Below are 20209 nucleotides of genomic sequence, written 5' to 3'. Positions count from 1 at the left end.
GTCTGAGAAAGATCGCCCTGAGGTGTCACGCCACAGTTCGCCGCTGGACCTATGTAGACGGAGGTTCATCGGCGAACGGAGGCTTATCGGTGGTCGGCGGGGACGACAGCTCGGGCGGATCCATACCGGACCCGCCACCCGCAGCCGAGATCGAACAGTTCTTCCGGGCGCACTGGGAGAGTCTGGTGCGCGGCCTGCTGGCCGAGGGCGCCAAGGTCTGGGAAGCACAGGACGCGGTCGCCGAGGCGATCCGTGAGGCGCTGCGCCGGTGGCCCACGCTGACCAACCCGGCCGCCTGGGTCCGGGTCGCGGCCCGCTCACACTGGCTCAAGCAGCGCTCCCGGGTCGCCCATGCGGACGGCGAGGTGCTGGTCCCCGACGTGGAGCCGTACGACGAGAGCCGCACCACCGACCCCGCGCTCACCGAGCTGGAGCTCGAGGAGTGGTTCACCCAGGTGCTCGACAAGCTGCCCCCGGCCCGGCGGGAGGCGCTCCGGCTGTCCGCCCAGGGCCTGACCCCGGCCGAGATCGCCGACGTGGTCGGCAAGACCCCCGAGGCGGTACGCACGGCGCTGAAGCTCGGCCGGCGTCAGGCCGTGGAACTGTGGCAGCGGCCGCCGCGGGAGGGTGGCGACGAGAGATGACCCCCGAGCCGGTCGAGGACGACCAGGTCACCCCGGGAATGATGATCGCCGCGCTGAACCAGATCCTGGGCGAGTGCGGCTACCAGCCGGTTCCCGGTGAGCTGCCGGACCGGCTGATCGAAGACGCGCGGTCCCGCGCGGACGGGATCGTGGCGGCGGCCCGCCAGACCGCCGAGCACTACACCGACGCCGCCCTGGCCCAGGCCGCGCGTACGGTGATCAGCGCCCGGGAGGCCGCCGCCACGACACCGCCGCCCCGAGAGCCCGCCCGCCCGGTAACCACCACCAGCGACTGCGTCGGCACCGTGTGGTACGCCGCCGTGGTCGCGGCCGGAGTCTTCCTTCCGCTGCCCCCCGAGGCCGCTCGTCGCCGCCTGCACGACCTCGCGGAGCGTCTGCGGCTCGCCGCCACCGGAGACCCGGCCGACCTGGAAGGTGCGCACCGGGCGGGCGCCGAAGCGGTCGAACTGGGACTCGGCCACCCGGCCGTGCTGCCCGGCACGATCAAGACCCTGACCGCGCACGTCGGCCCCGGCGACGCGCTGGCCAGCTTCCTCGCCGGGCACGCCGCCGCCATGCAGGAGCGGATCCTCGGCCAGCAGGAGGCGCTCCACCGGGCCACGCTGCGGGCGGCCCGCGAGTTCGAACGGGCCCTGGAGGACAGCGAGGCCCGGTACCGCCGCCTCGCCTACTACGACCCGCTCACCGGCCTGGCCAACCGCGCCCGGCTGGTGCAACGGCTCGAGCAGGCGTCCCGCACCGGCGACCGCGGCCGGCACATCGGCGTCTGCCTGATCGACCTCGGCGGCTTCCCGGCGATCCGCGAGCAGAACGGCCCCGACGCCGGCGACACCCTCCTGATCGACGTGGTCCGGCGGCTGCGCGCGGTCACCCGCAACCCCGACCACCTGCTGGTCCGGCACGGCGGCCGGTCGTTCACCCTGCTCATCCAGGACACCGGTGGCGTGGCCCACCTGGTCGAGGTGGCCGAACGGATCCTCGGACTGCTCGCCGCCCCGGTCACCCTGCCGGACGACGGCCCGGTGGTGCCGCTGGAGGCCGCGGTCGGTGTGGTCGACGTGCGCGCGGCCGACCTCGACGTCAGCCAGCTGCTGGTGGACGCCGAGATCGCGGTGCGGCAGGCGCGCTCCGGGCGGACCGGCTGGGCCGTGCACGACCGGCGCGGCGGCGACCCCGGCGTGCCCGGCACGATTACCGGCCTGGTCACGGCGCCGCCCACCTACCAGCCGGTCCTCGACCCGGCCGGGCAGCGGATGCTCGGGCTGCACGTCCGGGCGCTCTGGCGGCACCCCCAACTCGGCTCGCTCGATCTCGGCCGCATCGGCGAGCTTACCGGCGACCGGGTGGCCACCACCCGGCTGGCCGGGCAGGTGCTGCGCCAGGTGTGCCGGCAGGCGATGCTGTGGAGCGGCGCGGCGGACGGGCCGTACGTGGGCATCGACCTGCCGGTCCGGCGGATCGGCTACCCCGAGGTGGTCGACCTGGTGCGCGAGGCGGTCACCGGCGCCGGCCTGACGCCCGGCCGGCTGCATGTGCAACTGTCCGGGCTCGACGCGGTGCCGGCCGGGGCGCACAGCCACACCGTGCTGGCGGCGCTCGGCGCGCTGGGCGTACGCGTGGTGCTCGACGACTTCGGCGCCGGCTACACCAGCGTCGCGTACCTGCGAGAGCTGCCGATCCACGGCCTGCGCAGCCCGTTGCCGCAGCTCACCGGCGGGGTCGCCGGCGAGCCCGCGGACCGGTCCCTGGTCGCCGGCCTGGCCACCATCGCGCACGCCCTCGGCCTGACCCTGACCGTGCACGGCGTGGACGACGAGCGGCTCGCCGACGGTCTCGACGCGAGCGGCTGCGACGCCGTCCAGGGCCTCCACTACGCCGCGCCGGCCACCTCACAACGGGTCGCCGCCTGGGTCCGTCAACCGACCACAGTGGTCGGTCGAGGCTGATAGCGTGCGCGCCATGTCCGAGGACTTCATGCGGCGTCCGAGCAGCGCCCGCATCTACGACGCGCTGCTGGGCGGCAGCCACAACTTCGCCGCCGACCGCGAGGCGGCCCAGAAACTGCTGGCCGCGCTGCCGTACGCGGCGGAGATGTGCCGGATCAACCGGGCCTTCCTCGGCCGCGCCGTGCAACACATGGCCGGCGCCGGCATCCGCCAGTTCCTCGACGTCGGCAGCGGCATCCCCACGGTCGGCAACGTGCACGAGGTCGCCCAGGCCCTGTCTCCCGAAGCCCGCGTCGTCTACGTCGACATCGACCCGGTGGCCGTCGAGCACAGCCGCGAGATCCTCGCCGAGAACCCGGTCGCCACGGTCATCCAGGCCGACGTGCGGTTCGCCGACGACCTGCTGGCCCGGCCCGAGCTGCGGTCGTTCCTCGATTTCACCCAGCCGATCGGCCTGCTGATGCTGTCGATGCTGCATTTCGTGCCGGACGACGACGCGTTCGCCGCGGTCGACACCCTGCGCGGGGCGCTGGCGCCGGGCTCGTTCCTGGCCATCTCGCACGGCGTGAGCGACACCCCCGCCGACGCCTCAGCGCCGAAGGTCGCCTCGATCTACACCCGCAGCGACGTTCCCCAGGCCGAGGGGCGGCCGCGGTCCGGCATCCAGCGCTTCTTCGGCGACGCCACGCTGGAGCCGCCCGGCCTGGTCTGGCTGCACGAGTGGCCGGTTCCGCCGGCCGACAGCGAGCGCCCCGAACACATGGCCGTCCTGGCCGGTGTGGCCCGCGTCTAATTAGACACCTTTCGTGGTGGGGGTCTCTTTCGGGTCCGCTGTGAGGCTTTTGGGTGATCGACGGTGGTGGGTGTTTGCGGGTCTGCTGGTGTGATGCGGTATGGCGATGGTGGTGGTGTTGATCAGGGCGAACGTGTCCGGCGTGAGCAGGTCCGGTTGCAGGCGGCGGAGTTGTTCGATGCCGGGGTGGCGCCGGTCGAGGTCGCGCAGCGACTCGAGGTGTCGACGAAGTCGGCGTATCAATGGCGGCGGGCCTGGGTCGCCGGTGGGCGAGAGGCGTTGGCGTCGAAGGGTGCTGCCGGCCCGGATCCGAAGTTGTCCGATGAGCAGTTGGCCCGGTTGAAGACGCGGCTGGAGTTGGGCCCGGCAGCGGCCGGTTATGCCGATGACCAGCGGTGGACGCTGCTGCGGGTGGTGGCGTTGATAGCGACCATGTTCCATCTGCGGGTGGGTGTTACCACGGCGTGGCAGGCGATGCGCCGTCTCGGCTATACCGCTCAGTTGCCGATCCACCGGGCGGCTGAGCGTGACGAGCAGGCGATCGCGGCGTGGCGCCGGTATCAGTGGCCGGCGCTAAAAGAGTCGCAGTGCGCAGGGGTGCGTGGATCGTCTTTGCCGACGAGTGCGGCCAGACGTTAAGAGCGCACAAGGCCACCACCTGGGCGCCCAGGGGTGCGACGCCGGTGGTGAAGGTGACCGCGAAGGGCACGGTGCGGGTGTCGGTGGCCGGGCTGTGCTGCTACCGGCCGGGTGAACGCAGCAGGTTGATTTACCGCACCTTGCTCTACCGCGGCCATAAAGGGGAGCCGAAAGGGTTCCGTGAACCCGACTTCATCGCTCTGCTGGATGCCGCCCACCAGCAGTTGCAGGCACCGATCGTGCTGGTCTGGGATCGGCTGTCGACGCACAGATCGCCGCCGATCCGCAAAGCGATCGCCGCCCGGCCCTGGCTACGCGTCTACCTGCTGCCGTCCTACGCCCAAGAACTGAACCCCGTCGAGAAGGTCTGGTCGACGATGAAACGCAGCCTGTCCAACCACTGCGTCAGCACCGCCACCGACCTCACCGCCGCCGTAAAGAACCGGCTCAACCGCATGCAGTGCCGCTCCGGCCTCATCGACGCCTTCTTCACCGGAACCGGCCTGTCCCCACCGACACCGGCCAGACCCTAACCCCGAAAGGTGTTCTAGCGGGCGAGTTCGTCCTCGACGAACGCGGGCCTGGCGAGCGTGATCGCCGGGACCGTGGCCACGAGGGCGAAGGCGAGCCGAAACAGCAGCGGCAGGGTCCACCCGCCGCTCATGTGCAGCAGCCCGGCGAGCAGCGGACCGAGCGCGCCGCGGAGGGGACCTTGGGCGACCTAGGCTACTGTGGATGCGACAGCACAAGCCGGTCCTCTGTGGAGGTTTTGGTGGCGCATCTGCTGGAGTTCAGTGTCGGCGAGGGTGTTGACGCCGTGGTGACGTTCGAGGTCGATCCGGATGAGCTGCCCGACGAGCTGGTGCTGGCCTCCAACGCCGACTCCCCGGTGGCTGGGCGCGTGCGGATCACCTTCGAGGAGGCGCTCCACCAGCTGAAACCGTCGCTGCAGAAAGTCGCCACGCTGGTCCGCGAGCTGGCACCGACCGAGGCGTCGGTTGAGTTCGGGCTGAAGATGGGCGGCCAGACCGGGGTGATCGTCGCCAAGGGCAACGCCGAGGCCAACTTCAAGCTCGCGCTGGTGTGGAAGTAGGCCCGAGCACGCGCAGGCGCCGCTACGTGGAGCGGGCCGGCTTCCTCGTCCGGATCCTCGCCCTCGACTCGCAGCGGCCGGTGGGCACGGGCTTCGTGGTCGACGACTTCCACCTGCTGACCTGCGCGCACGTCATCAACGCCGCGTTGGGGCGGGACAGCCGCCGGCAGGACGACCCGGGGCCGGACGTGCGGGTGCCGGTCGACTTCCCGATCCTGGGCGACGCGGACGGCGCTCCGGTGCGGCTCTGCCGGGTGGTGCGCTGGCGGCCGCCGCCGCTGTCCGGCACGTCGGGCGATGACATCGCGGGGCTCGCCGTGGTGGGCGAGGAACTGCCGGTGCTGGCCGGACCTGCCCGGCTGCCCGAGGATTCCCGGCCGCAGCCGGGCGGCGAGGTCTACGTCTTCGGCCACCCCAGCACACCGCCGCGCCGGTCCGGTTCCTGGGTGCTGGCCGCGGTGCTCGGCCGGGTCGGCGACGGCATGCTGCAGGTCGACTCCAGCCCCTCATCGGCGGTGCGGCTGCAGCCCGGCTACAGCGGCTCACCGCTGGTGCGCGCGGGCAGTTACGGCGACAGCGTGATCGGCATGCTCGCAGTGGCCAGCAGCCGCGACGAGCATCGCGACGCCTACGGGGTGCCGATCGACCGGCTGGTTCGCGCCTGGCCCGAGGTCCTGGCCGGCATCCCTCCGTCGCCTTATCGGGGTCTCCAGCCGTTCGGCCCGCTCGACGAGGCCGTGTTCGTGGGGCGCGAGGAGGACACCGACCACCTCCTCGGCGTGCTCGGCGACCACACCCTCGCGCTGGTCGTCGGCCCATCCGGCATCGGCAAGTCGTCGCTGATCAACGCGGGTGTGGTGCCGCAGTGGCGGGCCGCGGGCGGGGTTGCCGTGGCGGTGCGCCCGGGCCCGGGTTCGGCGCGGCCCCTCGAGCGCTTCCTGTCCGACATCGACCTGGCCCTGCGCTCGGCCACCGGGATCGACGAGTGGAACCTGCCGGCCGATGCCCCCGCCGCCGGGCTCAACCCGGTCGTCTCCCGGCGCGCTGAGGCCGCCGGCAAGCAGGTGCTGGTCCACCTCGACCAGTTCGAGGAGCTGCTGGGCGGCACCTCGCCGGAGGACCGACGCAAGCTGGTCGACGTGCTGCTCCCCGGTCCGCATGACGCGTCCCCGGCGGCCCGCGTGGTGGTGACCATCCGGGCCGACTTCCTGCCCATGCTGCTCGAACTGCCCGGGCAGGGTGCCCGCCTCCGGGACCGGATGATCGCGCTGTCACCGATGGGTGTCGCGGCTCTGCGGCGGGCGGTGAGCGAGCCGGCCCGCGCCCGCGGCGTCGCCTACGAGACTGGGCTCGCCGAGCAGATCGCCGCCGACGCCAGTGGCGGGCCGGGCAGCCTGCCGCTGATGGAGTTCACCCTGGCCCAGCTGTGGCAGTCGCAGCGCGGGCGGCGGCTGACCTTCGCCGACTACCGCGGCTTCGGCGGGGTGACCGGCGCAGTCAACCGGCACGCCGAACGTTGCTATCAGCGCTTCCGGGCAGAAGGCCGGGCCGCGCAGGTCAAGGCGGTGATGCTGGCCCTGGTGCGCACGCACGGCGGCGCAGCCGAGGCGATCGGCCGGGCCGCGCCCCGGCGCCGGTTCGAGGCGACCGGCCTGCTGATCGAGGAGTTGAACCGCTACCGGCTGCTCGTGGTGGAGCCGGCGCTGCCCGGCCAGGAGGACGACGAGCCGCTGGTCCGGCTCGCGCACGAGTCCCTGATCCGTAGCTGGGAACGCCTGGCCGGGTGGGTCGACGAGGACTCCGAGTTCCAGCGGTGGCTGGCAACCATGGAAGAGCGGATCGCTGACGACGAACTACTCGGCGACACCCGCATCGGCGCGGCCGAGCACTGGCTCGCCGAACGCCGGGCCGACATCCCCGACGAGGTCGTCCGGCTGGTCGAGCGGAGCCGGTCGGCCTGGCAGCGGCGGATTGCCGAGCTGGAAGCGGCCCGAGCCGCGGCGGTGGAGGCGGCCGATCGGGCGCAGCGGGCCGCGGCCGAGGCGGACGCCCGGCGGCTCGCGGCGGCCTCCGAACTGGCGACGGCGACCTCGATCCGGGGCGGACCGTTGCCGCTGGCGCTGGCCATCGAGTCGCTCGCGACCGCCTGGACCTTCGAGGGCGACAGTGCCCTGCGGCACGCCATGCGCACCGCGCCGTGCCCGGTCGCCCGGCTCGAGGACAACGGAGAAAAGTATGCGCGCATCCGGTTGAGCAGCACCGGGGACCACCTGATCCGCACGGTGCGCGACGGCAGTTCCGACCGGTTCCCGCAGGGGCTCACCGAGGTCTTCCACGTCGGCTTCGACGATCCCGGTTGTCACCTGGTGCACCGGGAGGAGATGTTCTTCGCGCCGGCCGGCGACGCCGCCGTGGGGCTGCACAACGATGGCCACCGGGCCGTCGTCGTCGACCTGCGCACGGGCAGACGGCTGACCGCGGACGACGGGCGGATGCCCATCGTCTCGGCGGCCATGAGCGACGACGGCAAGCACCTGGCCGTGGTCCGCGTTCGCCAGGGCACCCTCACCGACCGGCTGGTCCGCGACGCCGTCGTCCGGGTCACCGACGTCGGCACCGGCCGGGTGCTCCACACCCGCCCGATCGGCGACGCCGGCGAGCAGGTGACCTTCAACGCCGACTTCTCGATGGTGGCTCTCACCGCCGGGAGGTACGACGACAAACAGCATCACAGGTGGATTAGCCGCACGATGGTCGTCGACCTGACCAGCGCCCGGTCGAAGCCGATCGTCCTGGAGCACGACGGCAGCGCCGGCCTTTCACTGGCCTTCAGCCCCGACAACTCCTTGGTGGCGGCCGGCACCAACGCGGTGGACAGCTGCGGCGACGCCCACGGCGGCGCCGTAGAGATCTTCGACCTGCGCCGCCGGGGTGAGCTGCGGCACCGCTTCCCGAGCCATCTGCCGGTCACGGCGGTGGCGTTCGCTCCGAAGGGTGACCACCTGGCCGTGGCGCTGGGCGACACGCGGCGCGCGCGGCCGGGGGCCGGGCAGCTCATCGACGTCCGCCACGGCCGTGAGACGCACCGCTGGGACCACGACGGCCCGTGCACGTCCGTCCTGTTCAACGCCGATGGCTCCGGGGTGGCTATCGCCGGGACGTTCGCCGCCCGCGTCTTCGACGTCTCCTGGGGCATCGAGTACGCGCGGGCCGACCACGAACACGACATCATCGGCATGGCGTTCCACTCTGACGGCCGGCGGCTGCGCACGGTCGCCGCGGCGGTGACCGGCCCGGTCGAGGTCTTCGCGACGCACGGCACCGAGGTGTCCCGGATCGATGACCCCAGACGGCTCGAGGAGCCCCTGATCAGCGCGGCGGGCACTGTCGTGTTCCTCACCGAACTGGTGGGCCCGTTCACATCGTTTGCCGAGGAGCGCGTCCAGCGCGTGCACGCGGTCGACACGATGACCATGGCCCGGCGGCTCGTGGTCACACACGCCGGGAGCACGAAGTCGCTGGCGACGAGTGCCGACGGCACCTACCTGGTCACCGCCTCAGCCGGCACGGCGTTCGTACACGAGACGACGGCGCCGTTCACGCCGCACCCGGACCGCGCGGAGCCGCTCGTCGTGGATCACCCCGGCTGCAAGGAGGTGCTGTACGCCGGCGTCACCGCCGACGCGCGCCGGCTGGTCACCATCGCCGGTGCGCCGCACGGCCTGCCACCGGCCGGGGAGATCGACGACCGCGTGCACCTGTCGCCCTACAGCGGCCGCGCCAGGACCTTGCGGGTCACCGACCTGCGGACCGGCGCCGCGGTCGCCACCATCGGGGTGGCGGGCAAGGTCATGGCGGTCAGCCCGGACGGCGCCCTGGCGGCCATGCTGGTGGCGGACGAGGATGCCCATCTGTCATTCAGCGACAACTCGGGCACACATCAAGGCACCGTCGTCGTGCTGTCCACAAGTGACGGCGCCGAGCGTCTACGGCTGCGCGCCCGCACCAATCACAGCGCCGTAGCGATCGGCGGTCGCCCCACCGGCGACCATCTGGAAAGCGGCCCGCACGGCTGGATCGCGCTGCTGCGGGACCGGTCTCTGGATTTCCACGCGAGTACGGGCGGGCCACGGTTGCGGGGCACCGAGCTGCCGTTCGTCCCCCACACCATCACGGCCGGCCCAGGCGGCGCCCGGGTCGCCGTGCGGGGCTTCGACGAGCTGCGCGGAAACGTGGTCGCGGTGGTCGACACGGAACGCGCATCGGTGCTCGCCACCTTCGAGACCGACCACTGGGGCACCCCGCCCGCCTTCTCGCCCGACGGCCGACGCCTCGCCATTTTGCGCGACCGGGCGGCACACGTGATGGACATCGCCACCGGCACCCGGCTCTGCGCGATCGAGCACGGCGGCGACGACCCGGTCTTCCACGCTGTCTTCGTCGGCGACGACGGCCGCTACCTGCTGACCAGAGACCGGCGCGGTCTGCGGGTCTCGCTGGTCGAAACCGACGATCTTCTTCGCTCGGCTCGCGCCTTGCTGACCCGCAACCTCACCGTCGCCGAGCGGCAACGCCACCTCGTCGGTACCGGGCCCGTCGCACCGTAGGATAATAAGCAGCATCCCGGCAAACCGTCCCGAACGACAGGCTCCGCACGGCCGAAGGAAGCTTCCAGCCAGCAGGGCGGCTCTACCGGTAGCGGACCGGTCGCACACCTTCCCCGGCCGCTTCCGCTGGAAGAGTGCGGCGACCTAATGACCCGCCCCCTGCAATGGCGAGCTCCGTCTAGTCTAGCGCCCTTCGCCTTCGCTCCGGCGGACCCTCTTGGCGTGGCCTTCGTTTTGGCGTGGCTCGAGGGCGGCCGCAATGATGGCGGGTGTCAGCGCCGTCCCGCCAATGTGGATGGCCGGGCGTTCACGCTGGATGCCTTGAGGGCGACCACGCACGCAGAATGAAGGGTGCGCGGCTCTGTTCTGGACGCGCCAGCGGCCAAGAGCCGCGTGGCCGGCCTCGGCGGGAGCTGCGGTCTGCACCACCCACCGAGATACGACATGAAGCCCTTGATCTTGATTTGGGGTGGGAGGAAGCGGGCCTGCTTGATCTTGATGTTGGGGAACGCTACGCATCTGGTTTGGAGGACGTCGAGCTTTCGCGGATTCGGAGTTCGGCGGGGAAGACGACCCGCCAATGTGGGGCGAGGGTGCGGTTGACCAGGGCGCGGGTGGCCGCCGCGGCCATCTCCTCGACCGGCTGATGGACCGACGTCAGCGCCGGCGTGAGGCTGCTGGCGATGATGCAGTTGTCGAAGCCCACCACCGCGACGTCGTGGGGGACCCGGCGGCCCAGGTGGGACAGGGCGCGAACCACCCCGGTGGCCATCAGGTCGCAGCCGGCCACGATGGCGTCGATGGTGGGCTCCTCGGCGAGCAGGCGCTGGGTCAGCTCGTAACCGGCCTCGGGACGGAACTTGCCGATGGCCGAGATGTCGGGGAGGCCGAGGTCGCGGACGGCGCGGCCGTAGCCCTCTCGCCTGGCGTCGGCGCACGGGTTGCCCTCCTGGCCGTGGACCGCGGCGATCCGGCGGCGGCCGGTCTCGTGCAGGTGGCGGACCGCCTGTTCCAGGCCGGCGGCGTTCTCCATGTCGACATAGGGCACCCGCGGCGCGGACGGGCCCATCGTCACCACCCGGTCGCAGCGGGCGTAGAAGTCGGCGGCGAGCTTGGGGGAGACGTTCAGCAGCAGCACGCCCAGGCTGACCGTGTCGGCGATGGTCGCGAGCAGGGACGGCGCGCCGGCCTCGTCGATCACGTGCACTCGGAGCTGGGCGTTGCCGCCGGCCAGCTCGAGCAGGACGCCGGCCGTCACCCGGCCGTAGTACGGGTTGCTGCCGAAGCAGGAGGCGTCGTCGACCACGACCAGCTCGATCACGTCGCCGTGGCCGGAGGCGAGCGCGCGGGCGACCGGGTCGGGCCGCCAGCCCAGCCGTTCGATCACCCGGCGGACGTGCTCGCGGGTCTCGGGCGCCACCCCGGGCGCGTCGTTGACCACCCGGGAGACCGCCGCCTTGGACACACCCGCGGCCGCCGCGACATCGGCCAGCGTCGACCTCTTCGTCGGCATCCGGCCACTATAGGGACACCGTCTCCCGCTCGCGCTCCCTTTTGTTAGCCGCCAGGCTGGTCGCGGTGACGGTGGCCAAGGTCACCACGATCACGCCCAGGGAGAGTGGGGTCGGGATGTCCGGGACCCACGACCAGACCGTGTGGGCCCAGTGCAGCACCAGCTTGATGCCGATGAAGGCGAGGATCACGCCGAGGCCGTAGTTCAGGTGGCGCAGCTTCTCCAGGACATTGCGGAGTACGAAGTAGAGCGCCCGCAGGCCGAGCAGCGCGAACGCGTTGGTGGCGAAGACCAGGTACGGGTCGTCGGTCACGCCGTACACGGCCGGCACCGAGTCGACCGCGAACACGATGTCGGTCATGAAGACGGCCACCACGACCAGGGCCATCGGGGTCAGGGCCCGCTTGCCGTGCTCGACGATCGTGAGCCGGGCGCCGTGGAACCGGGTGGTCACCGGCATCATCCGGCGCAGCAGCTTCACGCTGCGCATCGAGTCGATGTCGACCTCCTGCTGGTGGCCGGACATCGCGTCCCGGATCACCCGGATCGCGGTCACCAGCAGCACCCCGCCGAACAGCAGGAACGCCCACGTGCCGGAGCTGATCACGGCGGCGCCGAGCGCAATGAAGACGGCCCGCAGCACCAAGGCGCCGGCGATGCCGTAGAGCAGCACCCGCTGGGCGAGCTGCTTCGGCACGGCGAACGCGGTGAGCAGCAGCATGAAGACGAACAGGTTGTCGACCGACAGGGATTTCTCCACCACCCAGCCGGTGCCGAACTCGAGCGCCGCGTCGCCGCCGTACAGCGGCCACAACAGCAGCGCGAACAGCACCGGCAGGGCGAGGTAGAAGACGGTCCAGCCGACCGCCTCGCGCATCGGCACGTCGTGTGGGCGACGCGTGATGACGAAGTCGAAGATCAACAGGGCCAGCAGTACGGCGATGGTGATCGCCCAGAGCACGGGGGAGCCGATGGAATCCGGCACGGGAACAAGCCTCCTCAGACATGTGTCATCGTCTGAGGTCTCCCTCACCCGGCCCTGTGTGAGCCGAGCGACCGCCCGAGGCTCCCGCCCGAGGACCCGTACTGACCGGGACGATCTGTCGAGGTACTCCCCTCGGGCCGAACGCTATGTCACCTGCCTGGACGGAACCTGAGAAGGTTTTGCCGCGGTGTACAGCCAGGTAGTGAAGAGGCCGTCGAGTTGCCGCCCGGAGATCTTCTCGGCGTGGGCGATGAACATCGCGGTGGTGACGTTGCCGCCGCGGTTCTGCTGAGCCCAGGTGCGGAGGATGCGGAAGAACTTGGCGTCGCCGACGGCCAGCCGCAGGGCGTGCAGGGTCATCGCGCCACGGTCGTAGACGGCGCCGCTGAAGATGTTCGGCGCACCGGGGTCGGCCACCTTGATCTTCCAGAACGAGCTGGTGGCGGCCCGCGAGTAGGACTGGTCGAAGTTCTCCTGCGCGGTGCCGAGGCCCTCGTGCTCACTCCACAGCCATTCGGCGTACGACGCGAAGCCCTCGTTCAGCCAGATGTCGCTCCAGCGGGCGAGCGCGACGCTGTCGCCGTACCACTGGTGGGCCAGCTCGTGGACCACCACGCTGTCGCCGCCCTCCCGGTCGCCGAAGTCGCCGGGTGTGTAGATCGGCCGGCCCTGGGTCTCCAGCGCGTAACCCCACTCGCCCTGGGAGTCGACCAGGCCACCGGCGGCCTTGAACGGGTACGGCCCGAAGACGCCGGCCATGAACCGGAGGAACTCGGGCTCGCGGGCGAAGCTGGCCCGTGCGTTGGCCGCGAGCTCCGGGTCGAGCTTCGGGTCGATGGCGTCCAGGAAGAAGATCCCGTTCTTCCGGTACGTCGTCAGCCCGAACTCGCCGATCGAGGCGGTGGCCAGGTACGACGCCATCGGTTCGGGCTGCTCCCAGATCCACGTGGTCCAACCGGAGCGGGTGCTGCGCCCGGCGAGCGTGCCGTTCGAGATGGCCTCCAGGCCCTTCGGGGCGGTCACCTTGATCGTGTACGAGGCCTTGTCCAGCGGGTGGTCGTTGGACGGGAACCAGGCGGCGGCCACGTCCGGCTCGCCGAGGATCACCACGCCGTCGTCGGTGGTGAAGGCGCCGCCGTCGCCGAGATCGGGGTCGACGATCTTCTTCGGGATGCCGTCGTAGGTGACCTTGGTGATGAACGCGGTGTTCCTGCGCAGCGAGCGGCGCGGGGTGACGGTCAGCTCCTGGCCGGCCCGGGACCACCGGGCCGGGTGGCCGTCGACCGTGACGGCCCGGATGGTCATCCCGTCGAAGTCGAGGTTGAACGAGGTCAGGCTCTCGGTGGCCCGGGCGCGGATGGTCGTGACGCCGGTCAGGACGTCGGTCTCCGGCGCGTACCGGACGTCGAGGTCGTAGTGCTTGGCGTCGTAGCCGCCGTTGCCGTCGAGCGGGAAGTAGGGATCGCCGAGGCCGGCGGCGCCGGGGTGTGCGGCCGGCGCGGCCGAGACCGGGGTCGCCGCCAACGTCACCGACAGGAGGACCGAGGTGAGGACCGCCGCTCTGCGCATCATCTCGGCAACCTAGCAGGCCCGGGCGGCTAGGCGGGGAGGCTTCTCCGCATGAGGATGGGCAGCTCGCGGGTCTGGTCGGGCAGGGCGGCCCGGGCCTCGTCGGCCGGTGGCGCGGCCGCCGTGACCTCGGCGCGCAGGGAGCGGACGGCGGCGGTCGCCACGTCGGCCGCGCGCCACGCGTCGGCCTCGGCGTCGAGCGCCACACGATGTTGTTCCCAGCGGTGCTGGACGGCGGCCTTGGCGATGACCAGCTCTTGTTCGACCGGGTGCAGCTCGGGGTTCCAGCCCTGGCGGTGGAGCAGGGCGTCGAGCAGCTGCTCGTCGGAGAGGTCGCCACGCCGGTGGGCCGCCTGGACCGCGCGCCGCAGCGCCTTGGCCCGTTCCGGGTGGGAGACCGAGTCGAGAGAGGAGTACGCGGCCGCGCGTCGAGCCCGGGTCAGCGCCAGGTCAGCGTCCTGATAGGCCTGCCAGGTCTCGGCCACCCGCTCCTGCGCCTGCTGGCACTCGGCGCGACGCCGCTCGGCCGTGCCGACCGCGCCGCCGGCCGCCACCGCGACCTCTTCGGCCCACCGGATCTTCTCGGCCGCCTCGGCGGCCCGGCGATTCTCGGCCGCGCGCCGCTGTTCGGCCCGGATGGTCAGCCAGACGGTGAGCTGGCGGGGCCGCCGGACATGCTTCGGCAGGGCCAGCCCGGCCAGCGCGACGGCGCCGGCGAGCGACAACAGAATTCCGATGGTGATGACGGACTGCACGCACAGATCCCTTGTCCTCGATGGTCAGGGGCAGCCCCCAACCTATCGACGCGGGCCGGGATCGGCGACTTCTAGGTCACCTTGAGGTCGCGCATGCGGCGGATCTCACTGGTCTGCTCGACCGCCATCTCGTTGGCGATCTCGTTCACCCGCTGATCGGAACCGCCCTTGAGTACGTCGCCGGCCATCACCCGGGCGCCCTCGTGGTGTGCGGTCATCATGGTCACGAACCGCTTGTCGAAATCGGCGCCCCTGGCCGCGGTGAGCGCGGCGATCGCGGCATCGGTCTGCATGCCGGGCATGGTCGCGTGGTTGTGGGCCGGGTTGTTCTCGGGCAGGCGGCGTTCCTCGAGCCAGGCCTCGAGCACGTTGATCTCGATCTTCTGGGCGATGCTCATCCGCTCGGCCAGGTTGCGCACCTGCGCATTGCCGGCCCGCTGGGGCGCCAGGTCGGCCATCGCGATGGCCTGCCGGTGGTGGGCAATCATCATCTGCACGAACGCCGTATCCACCGCGTTGTAGGTGGAAGCGTCCAGCGGCGCGACCTGATCGCTGTCGGTGACCTTGGCCGACTCGCCCGGTTTCCCGGGAACGATGACCGTGGCCGGCGGCCCGCTGTGACTCGCTTGTGGACGCGCTGTGCTGGCGGAACGCTCCCCACCGGAACGGGCCAGGGCAATGGCGCCGGTCGTGACCAGGAGCGCCACGACAACCCCGCCCAGGGTCAGCCAACGGCGTCTGTCCATCTGCACCCCTCGTAACGAAAAGCGTCTATAGAAAAAGTCGATCGAGCACTATCGTAGCGACGAAGGTGAGTGATACCGGCGTCACGTTCCGCGAGAAGTGGGCGCCGCCGGTTCACTTCTCGAAGCCGGAAGGATGCCCATGACCCACTCTGCCCCACGAGGGCGGCAGCTCAGAAGGCTGGCAGCCCTGAGCACGGCAACCGTCGTGCTGAGCCTGCTGGTCGCGCCGTTCAGCGCTGCCGCGGCCGAGTCGGACACCCCTGGGGTGGACGAGATCCGCAGCAGCCCCAACCTCACGCAGGCCGCGAACATCCCGAAGCAGGCCCCGTTCAACACCACCAGCGCGCTCAACAGCGACTGGGCCTTCCAGGGGAAGTACGCCTACGGCGGTAACTACAACGGATTCACCGTGTACGACATCAGCCGGCCGAAGCAGCCGACGGTCGCGGCCGTCGTGGTCTGCCCCGGCTCGCAGAACGACATCTCGGTCCAGGGGAAGCTGCTCTTCCTCGGCACCGACTCGCAGCGGTCGGACAACTCCTGCAACAGCACGTCGGTCCCGGCGGACGCCCCGGCCGACGCGCGGTGGGAGGGTGTCAAGATCTTCGACATCACCAACCCGGTCAGCCCGCAGTACGTGGCCGCGGTGAAGACCGACTGCGGCTCGCACACGCAGACGCTGATCCCGGGCAAGGCCGGCGACCCCAACGTCTACATCTACGTGCAGTCGTACAACCTGTCGCGGGCCAGCGTGGCGAACTGCGCGCTGCCGCACGACAAGATCTCGGTCATCAAGGTGCCGAAGAACAACCCGGCCGGCGCACGTGTCGTGTCGACGCCGATCCTGTTCCCGGAGGGTGGCAACCCGGCCGGCAACGCCACGTCGGAGACGACCGGTTGCCACGACATCACCGCGTACCCCGAGAAGGACATCGCGGCCGGCGCCTGCATGGGTGACGGCGTCCTGATCGACATCGCCGACCGGGCCAACCCGAAGGTGATCACCGCGGTCCGTGACACCGAGAACTTCGCCTTCTGGCACTCGGCCACCTTCAACAACGACGCCACCAAGGTCGTCTTCACCGACGAGCTGGGCGGCGGCGGTGGCGCCGAGTGCACCGAGGCGGTCAGCTCGGACCACGGCGCCGACGCGATCTACGACATCGTGGGCAGCGGGGCGAACCGCAAGCTCAAGTTCCGCAGCTACTTCAAGATCCCGCGGATCAACACGGCCACCGAGAACTGCGTGGCGCACAACGGCTCGCTCATCCCGGTCCCCGGCCGCGACATCATGGTCCAGGCCTGGTACCAGGGCGGCATCTCGGTGTGGGACTTCACCAACTCCCGCAACCCCAAGGAGATCGCCTACTGGGAGCGTGGTCCGCTGAGCGACACCGCGCTGCAGATCGGCGGCTCCTGGTCGGCGTACTGGTACAACGGCTACATCTACTCCAGCGACATCCAGAAGGGCCTGGACGTCCTGGACCTGGTGGACCCGAAGACCGACCCGGCCAAGAACGCGCGTACGAACCGGTTCAACGCGCAGAGCCAGACGAGCTTCTCCTCCTGGTGAGGTTCGCCTGACCGCGATGTGATCTAAAAAGAAGGCCCGGAGTCCGCTCCGGGCCTTCTTCGCGGATTTGTAAGGGTAGCCTTACCGGATCCTCTGTTAGGAAGTGGTGTTGATGCCGAACAGGCCTTCCCGACCGGCCACCACCGGTGTGGTCACCCGGGTGGATCAGCTCACCCCGCACATGATCCGGGTCGTGATCGGCGGCGACGGGCTGGCCGGCGTGGCCGCGGGCGAGTTCACCGACCACTACGTCAAGATCTTCTTCCCACAGGCCGGCGTGAGCTATCCCGAGCCGTTCGACATGGGCGAGATCCGCGAGACGATGCCGCGGGAGGCCTGGCCCGTCGTGCGGACGTACACGATCCGCAAATGGGTTCCCGAGCTGCCCGAGATCTGGATCGACTTCGTGGTGCACGGCGACGCCGGCATCGCGGGACCGTGGGCGGCCCAGGCCAAGCCCGGCGACGTGGTGCGGTTCATGGGCCCCGGCGGGGGCTACGCGCCCGATCCGGAGGCCGGCTGGCACCTGCTGGCCGGGGACGAGAGCGCCCTGCCCGCGATCGGCGCCGCCCTGGAGGGCATGCCCGCGGGCGCCAAGGCGCACGTCTTCGTCGAAGTCACCGACGAGGCCGAGGAGCAGAAGCTGGACACGGCGGCCGACGCCGAGATCACCTGGCTGCACCGCGGCGACCGGCCGCCCGGCAGCGAGCTGGTCCCCGCCGTGCGCGCGCTGCCGTTCCCGGAGGGCACGCTGCACGCGTTCGTGCACGGCGAGGCCGGCTTCGTCAAGGACCTGCGCGCCTACCTGCGGGTGGAGCGCCAGATCCCGATGGCCAAGCTGTCCATCTCCGGCTACTGGCGCAACGGCCTGAACGAGGACGGCTGGCAGTCGAGCAAGCGCGAATGGAACCAGCAGGTCGAGCAGGAGCAGGAGCAGACTCAGCAGTAGCCCAGGGTCACGGTCGCGCCGGCCTCGCCAGCCCGTGCCCCGCCTCACGAGCGATCGCCGCCACCCACCGGGGAATGGTGGTCATGACACGGCTTCGGGTGTGCCGGGGCCGGTGACCCAGATCTGGTAGAGGGAACGGGCGGCGGCGGCGCAGGCCTCGGTGTGTTCGTCGTCGGTGATCAAGGGGCGGACCAGGGGGCGCAGGACGTTGGAGACGAAGTAGCGGGGGTGGTTGGTCTCCGGGTCGGTGCCCTCTTCGAGGAGACCCAGTTCGGCGGCGCGTTTGATGTGGCGGGTGGCGTCGGGGTGGTCGTGGATGACGGTGACGGTCTCGGCCGGGATGGGCAGCTCGACGACGTTGACCTTGGCCAGCATCTTCCGCAGGTCGGGGGACTGGGAGCTGAGGAGGTTCTTGGCCAGGATGGTTTCCCGGCGGAACCGGTCGGCCTCGTTCTCGATGGCGGTGATCAGGCCGTCGATGTCGAGGGCGACGTCGGCGACGATCAGGTCGAGCCAGTCCAGCAGGCGGGGGTTGCCGGCCGCCACGTCGACGGAGCGTTGGCGGATGTCGGTGTCGAGGGGCGAACCGGGGCGCAGGTTGCGCAGGTTGGCGAGCTTCTTGGCCTGCTCGATGTCGGTGAGGGTCTCCAGCGACTCGACGACGACGCCGGTCCCGGCCGGGGTGGGGAACCGGTAGCGGCTGGTGATGATGACCCGGCTCGGACTGCCGGTCTCGCGGATGGCCTGGAGCAGCGCCGGCAGGATGCCGGACATCTCGGCCGAGAGAACGTACCCGCCGTCGCGCTCTTCGAGGTTGCCTTCCTCGAAGTCGTCGAACACGAACAGGCAGGGCGTCTGACCGAGCGGCCCGTCGACGTCGAGCAGGTGGCGCAGCCGGATGAGCAGCGGCGCCTGTTCGTTGTCGAGCAGCTTGGTCGCCTCGATCTGCAGGTCCATCGTGGGGAACGCGATCTTGGTGGTGAGTTCCCGGAACTTGGTCATGTCGACCCGTCCGTACCAGACGGCGCGCTTGTGGGTTGGCATCCGCTCGAGCAGCCGGGAGGCGAGGCTGCTCTTGCCGAGACCGCCCATGCCCTGCAGGACCAGGGCCTCGGCGCCGTCGGGCTGCTTGAGGGTGCGCAGGCAGCGTTGGATGACGCGGCGCCGGCCGACGAAGGTGGCACGGGAGGCGACCCGGGAGAGGCGGGTCTGCGGGTCGAGGAATTCCTGGTCGGCCGGGCGGACCTGCAGCCGCGCCCGCCCCCTGGTGTTCAGGGGCGTGACCATGGGGGCCAGCGGCGACCGGTCGGCGTACACGCGCAGCAGGTGCCAGTTGCCGCGCTTGCGGGCGAAGAGGTGGTGGCGGGCCTCGACGATCGCCCGGTCCAGGCGCTCCCCGTCGGCCAGCGCCCGGTAGAGCTCGGCGGCGAAGTCGGTCGCGGAGATGTCGCCGACCGGCAACGCCCAGCCCAGCACGGCCGGGGCGCCGGCCCGGATCAGGCTCTCGCTCATCGAGGGGAACGTGCCGCCGTCCGGAGCGTTGCCGGTGAGGCAGCCGGAGACGAAGATCAGCCGGGGCCAGTGCCCGGCCATGGCCTGCGCGATCTGGTCGGCGGTGGCGAAGGAGAGCCCGCCGACCTCGTTCTCCACCAGGAAGGTGGGCCGGCCGTCCTCGCCGATGGTGGCGTGGCCGCTCAGATGCAGGACGTCGAAGTAGCCCTCGCCGTAGTCGCGGTTGAGGAAGCGGAGCCCCTCGAGCGTGCCGCTCTCCTCGACGACCAGATCGGTGCCCGTACGAGTGGTGGCGGCCAGGATCGCGGCCTCTTCCCCTTCGTAGTTGAGCACCGGCTGGACACCCTCGGGCGAGGTGGCCATGAACAACACCCGCAGCGGCCGGTTACCCGGGCTGACCAGTCCGGAGAGCGCGGCGTTGGTGCCGATCGCCCGCACCGGCAGCAGCGGCGACGGCCCGGCCGTGGTCAGGTAGGCGCCATCCTTGGCCAGCAGTTCCCAGGGCAGGTGCCGGAGCCGTTCCGCCGCGGTGATCCGCAGGGTGCTGCCGGGCGGGGCGCCCAGGATCGAGGCCAGCCACCGCTCGTCGCCGTCGAGGAAGCCGTACAGCTTCGAACCGAGCTCCACCAGCTGCGGCGAGCCGAACATCCGCTGCGCGACGGCGTGCTCGCTGTAGTCACGGTCCACCATCGCGACCAGCTCGTCGATGGCCGCCTTGTCCAGGCCCCGCGTCCGCGGCGGTCCTTCCGCGCTGGACAGGCGCAGCTCGCAGTAGCTCGAGGTCTGTTCGAAGATCTCCAGCTCGTACGTCTTCATCTCGCTCACCACGGTTCGTCTCCGCCTTCAGCGTTGCCGCGACCCGAC

Annotated in this window: 15 protein-coding genes; 9 read left to right on the top strand and 6 right to left on the bottom strand. The window is 71.0% G+C overall.

What is annotated here, in order from left to right:
* Positions 1–89: 89 nt before the first annotated feature.
* From AB0O15_RS38155 to AB0O15_RS38125, 7 genes are all read left to right on the top strand, one after another.
* Positions 90–644 carry a sigma-70 family RNA polymerase sigma factor gene (locus AB0O15_RS38155; protein ID WP_364329585.1) on the top strand — a complete coding sequence of 185 codons (555 nt, stop codon included), beginning with the start codon at positions 90–92 and terminating at the stop codon, positions 642–644.
* On the top strand, positions 641–2611 hold the full coding sequence (locus tag AB0O15_RS38150) for an EAL domain-containing protein (RefSeq protein WP_364329582.1): 1971 nt from the start codon (positions 641–643) through the stop codon (positions 2609–2611). The genes AB0O15_RS38155 and AB0O15_RS38150 overlap by 4 nt, the downstream gene beginning before the upstream one ends.
* 13 nt (positions 2612–2624) lie before the next feature.
* Positions 2625–3404: an SAM-dependent methyltransferase gene (locus tag AB0O15_RS38145; RefSeq protein WP_364329580.1), complete on the top strand. Its 780-nt coding sequence runs from the start codon at positions 2625–2627 to the stop codon at positions 3402–3404.
* Between the two features lie 93 nt (positions 3405–3497).
* The gene (locus tag AB0O15_RS38140; protein ID WP_364329577.1) at positions 3498–4043 is read left to right on the top strand and encodes a winged helix-turn-helix domain-containing protein; all 546 of its coding nucleotides are present in this window, start codon (positions 3498–3500) and stop codon (positions 4041–4043) included.
* Positions 3953–4576: a transposase gene (locus AB0O15_RS38135; RefSeq protein ID WP_364329574.1), complete on the top strand. Its 624-nt coding sequence runs from the start codon at positions 3953–3955 to the stop codon at positions 4574–4576. Before AB0O15_RS38140 ends, AB0O15_RS38135 begins: the two co-directional genes overlap by 91 nt.
* Before the next feature lie 239 nt (positions 4577–4815).
* The gene (locus AB0O15_RS38130; protein WP_364329571.1) at positions 4816–5136 is read left to right on the top strand and encodes a CU044_2847 family protein; all 321 of its coding nucleotides are present in this window, start codon (positions 4816–4818) and stop codon (positions 5134–5136) included.
* On the top strand, positions 5127–9743 hold the full coding sequence (locus tag AB0O15_RS38125) for a trypsin-like peptidase domain-containing protein (RefSeq protein WP_364329570.1): 4617 nt from the start codon (positions 5127–5129) through the stop codon (positions 9741–9743). Before AB0O15_RS38130 ends, AB0O15_RS38125 begins: the two co-directional genes overlap by 10 nt.
* Positions 9744–10254: 511 nt before the next feature.
* On the opposite strand, the gene AB0O15_RS38120 is transcribed toward AB0O15_RS38125, so the two are convergent.
* From AB0O15_RS38120 to AB0O15_RS38100, 5 genes are all read right to left on the bottom strand, one after another.
* The gene (locus AB0O15_RS38120) at positions 10255–11256 is read right to left on the bottom strand and encodes a LacI family DNA-binding transcriptional regulator (RefSeq protein WP_364329567.1); all 1002 of its coding nucleotides are present in this window, start codon (positions 11254–11256) and stop codon (positions 10255–10257) included.
* 7 nt (positions 11257–11263) lie between these two features.
* On the bottom strand, positions 11264–12241 hold the full coding sequence (locus tag AB0O15_RS38115) for a TerC/Alx family metal homeostasis membrane protein (RefSeq protein ID WP_364329565.1): 978 nt from the start codon (positions 12239–12241) through the stop codon (positions 11264–11266).
* 144 nt (positions 12242–12385) lie between these two features.
* Positions 12386–13810, bottom strand: a complete 1425-nt coding sequence (locus AB0O15_RS38110; RefSeq protein ID WP_364329768.1) for a M1 family metallopeptidase — start codon at positions 13808–13810, stop codon at positions 12386–12388.
* 29 nt (positions 13811–13839) lie between these two features.
* Positions 13840–14565, bottom strand: a complete 726-nt coding sequence (locus tag AB0O15_RS38105; RefSeq protein WP_364329562.1) for a hypothetical protein — start codon at positions 14563–14565, stop codon at positions 13840–13842.
* A gap of 71 nt (positions 14566–14636) precedes the next feature.
* Positions 14637–15311, bottom strand: coding sequence for a DUF305 domain-containing protein (locus tag AB0O15_RS38100; protein WP_364329560.1), 675 nt, complete (start codon positions 15309–15311; stop codon positions 14637–14639).
* Positions 15312–15450: 139 nt separating this feature from the next.
* Here AB0O15_RS38100 and AB0O15_RS38095 point away from each other — a divergent pair, with 139 nt between their 5' ends.
* Both AB0O15_RS38095 and AB0O15_RS38090 read left to right on the top strand, forming a co-directional pair.
* Positions 15451–16884: a hypothetical protein gene (locus AB0O15_RS38095; RefSeq protein ID WP_364329558.1), complete on the top strand. Its 1434-nt coding sequence runs from the start codon at positions 15451–15453 to the stop codon at positions 16882–16884.
* Between the two features lie 112 nt (positions 16885–16996).
* The gene (locus tag AB0O15_RS38090; protein ID WP_364329556.1) at positions 16997–17833 is read left to right on the top strand and encodes a siderophore-interacting protein; all 837 of its coding nucleotides are present in this window, start codon (positions 16997–16999) and stop codon (positions 17831–17833) included.
* 81 nt (positions 17834–17914) lie between these two features.
* Here AB0O15_RS38090 and AB0O15_RS38085 read toward each other — a convergent pair whose 3' ends face one another.
* Complete coding sequence (locus tag AB0O15_RS38085; protein ID WP_364329555.1) at positions 17915–20161, bottom strand: CHAT domain-containing protein; 2247 nt, start codon at positions 20159–20161, stop codon at positions 17915–17917.
* Positions 20162–20209: the final 48 nt, after the last annotated feature.

This window comes from Actinoplanes sp. NPDC089786 (assembly GCF_040684855.1).
Lineage (GTDB): Bacteria > Actinomycetota > Actinomycetes > Mycobacteriales > Micromonosporaceae > Actinoplanes.
The sequence above is the reverse complement of the archived record's forward strand: the minus strand, read 5'-3'. Positions and strand labels throughout refer to the sequence as shown.

Excerpts from the sequence above, each read along its gene's own strand:
- AB0O15_RS38150 (WP_364329582.1), top strand. The coding sequence starts at position 641 with ATGACCCCCGAGCCGGTCGAGGACGACCAGGTCACCCCGGGAATGATG.
- AB0O15_RS38145 (WP_364329580.1), top strand. The coding sequence starts at position 2,625 with ATGTCCGAGGACTTCATGCGGCGTCCGAGCAGCGCCCGCATCTACGAC.
- AB0O15_RS38140 (WP_364329577.1), top strand. The coding sequence starts at position 3,498 with ATGCGGTATGGCGATGGTGGTGGTGTTGATCAGGGCGAACGTGTCCGG.
- AB0O15_RS38120 (WP_364329567.1), bottom strand. The coding sequence starts at position 11,256 with ATGCCGACGAAGAGGTCGACGCTGGCCGATGTCGCGGCGGCCGCGGGT.
- AB0O15_RS38110 (WP_364329768.1), bottom strand. The coding sequence starts at position 13,810 with ATGCGCAGAGCGGCGGTCCTCACCTCGGTCCTCCTGTCGGTGACGTTG.
- AB0O15_RS38100 (WP_364329560.1), bottom strand. The coding sequence starts at position 15,311 with ATGGACAGACGCCGTTGGCTGACCCTGGGCGGGGTTGTCGTGGCGCTC.
- AB0O15_RS38095 (WP_364329558.1), top strand. The coding sequence starts at position 15,451 with ATGACCCACTCTGCCCCACGAGGGCGGCAGCTCAGAAGGCTGGCAGCC.
- AB0O15_RS38090 (WP_364329556.1), top strand. The coding sequence starts at position 16,997 with ATGCCGAACAGGCCTTCCCGACCGGCCACCACCGGTGTGGTCACCCGG.
- AB0O15_RS38085 (WP_364329555.1), bottom strand. The coding sequence starts at position 20,161 with ATGAAGACGTACGAGCTGGAGATCTTCGAACAGACCTCGAGCTACTGC.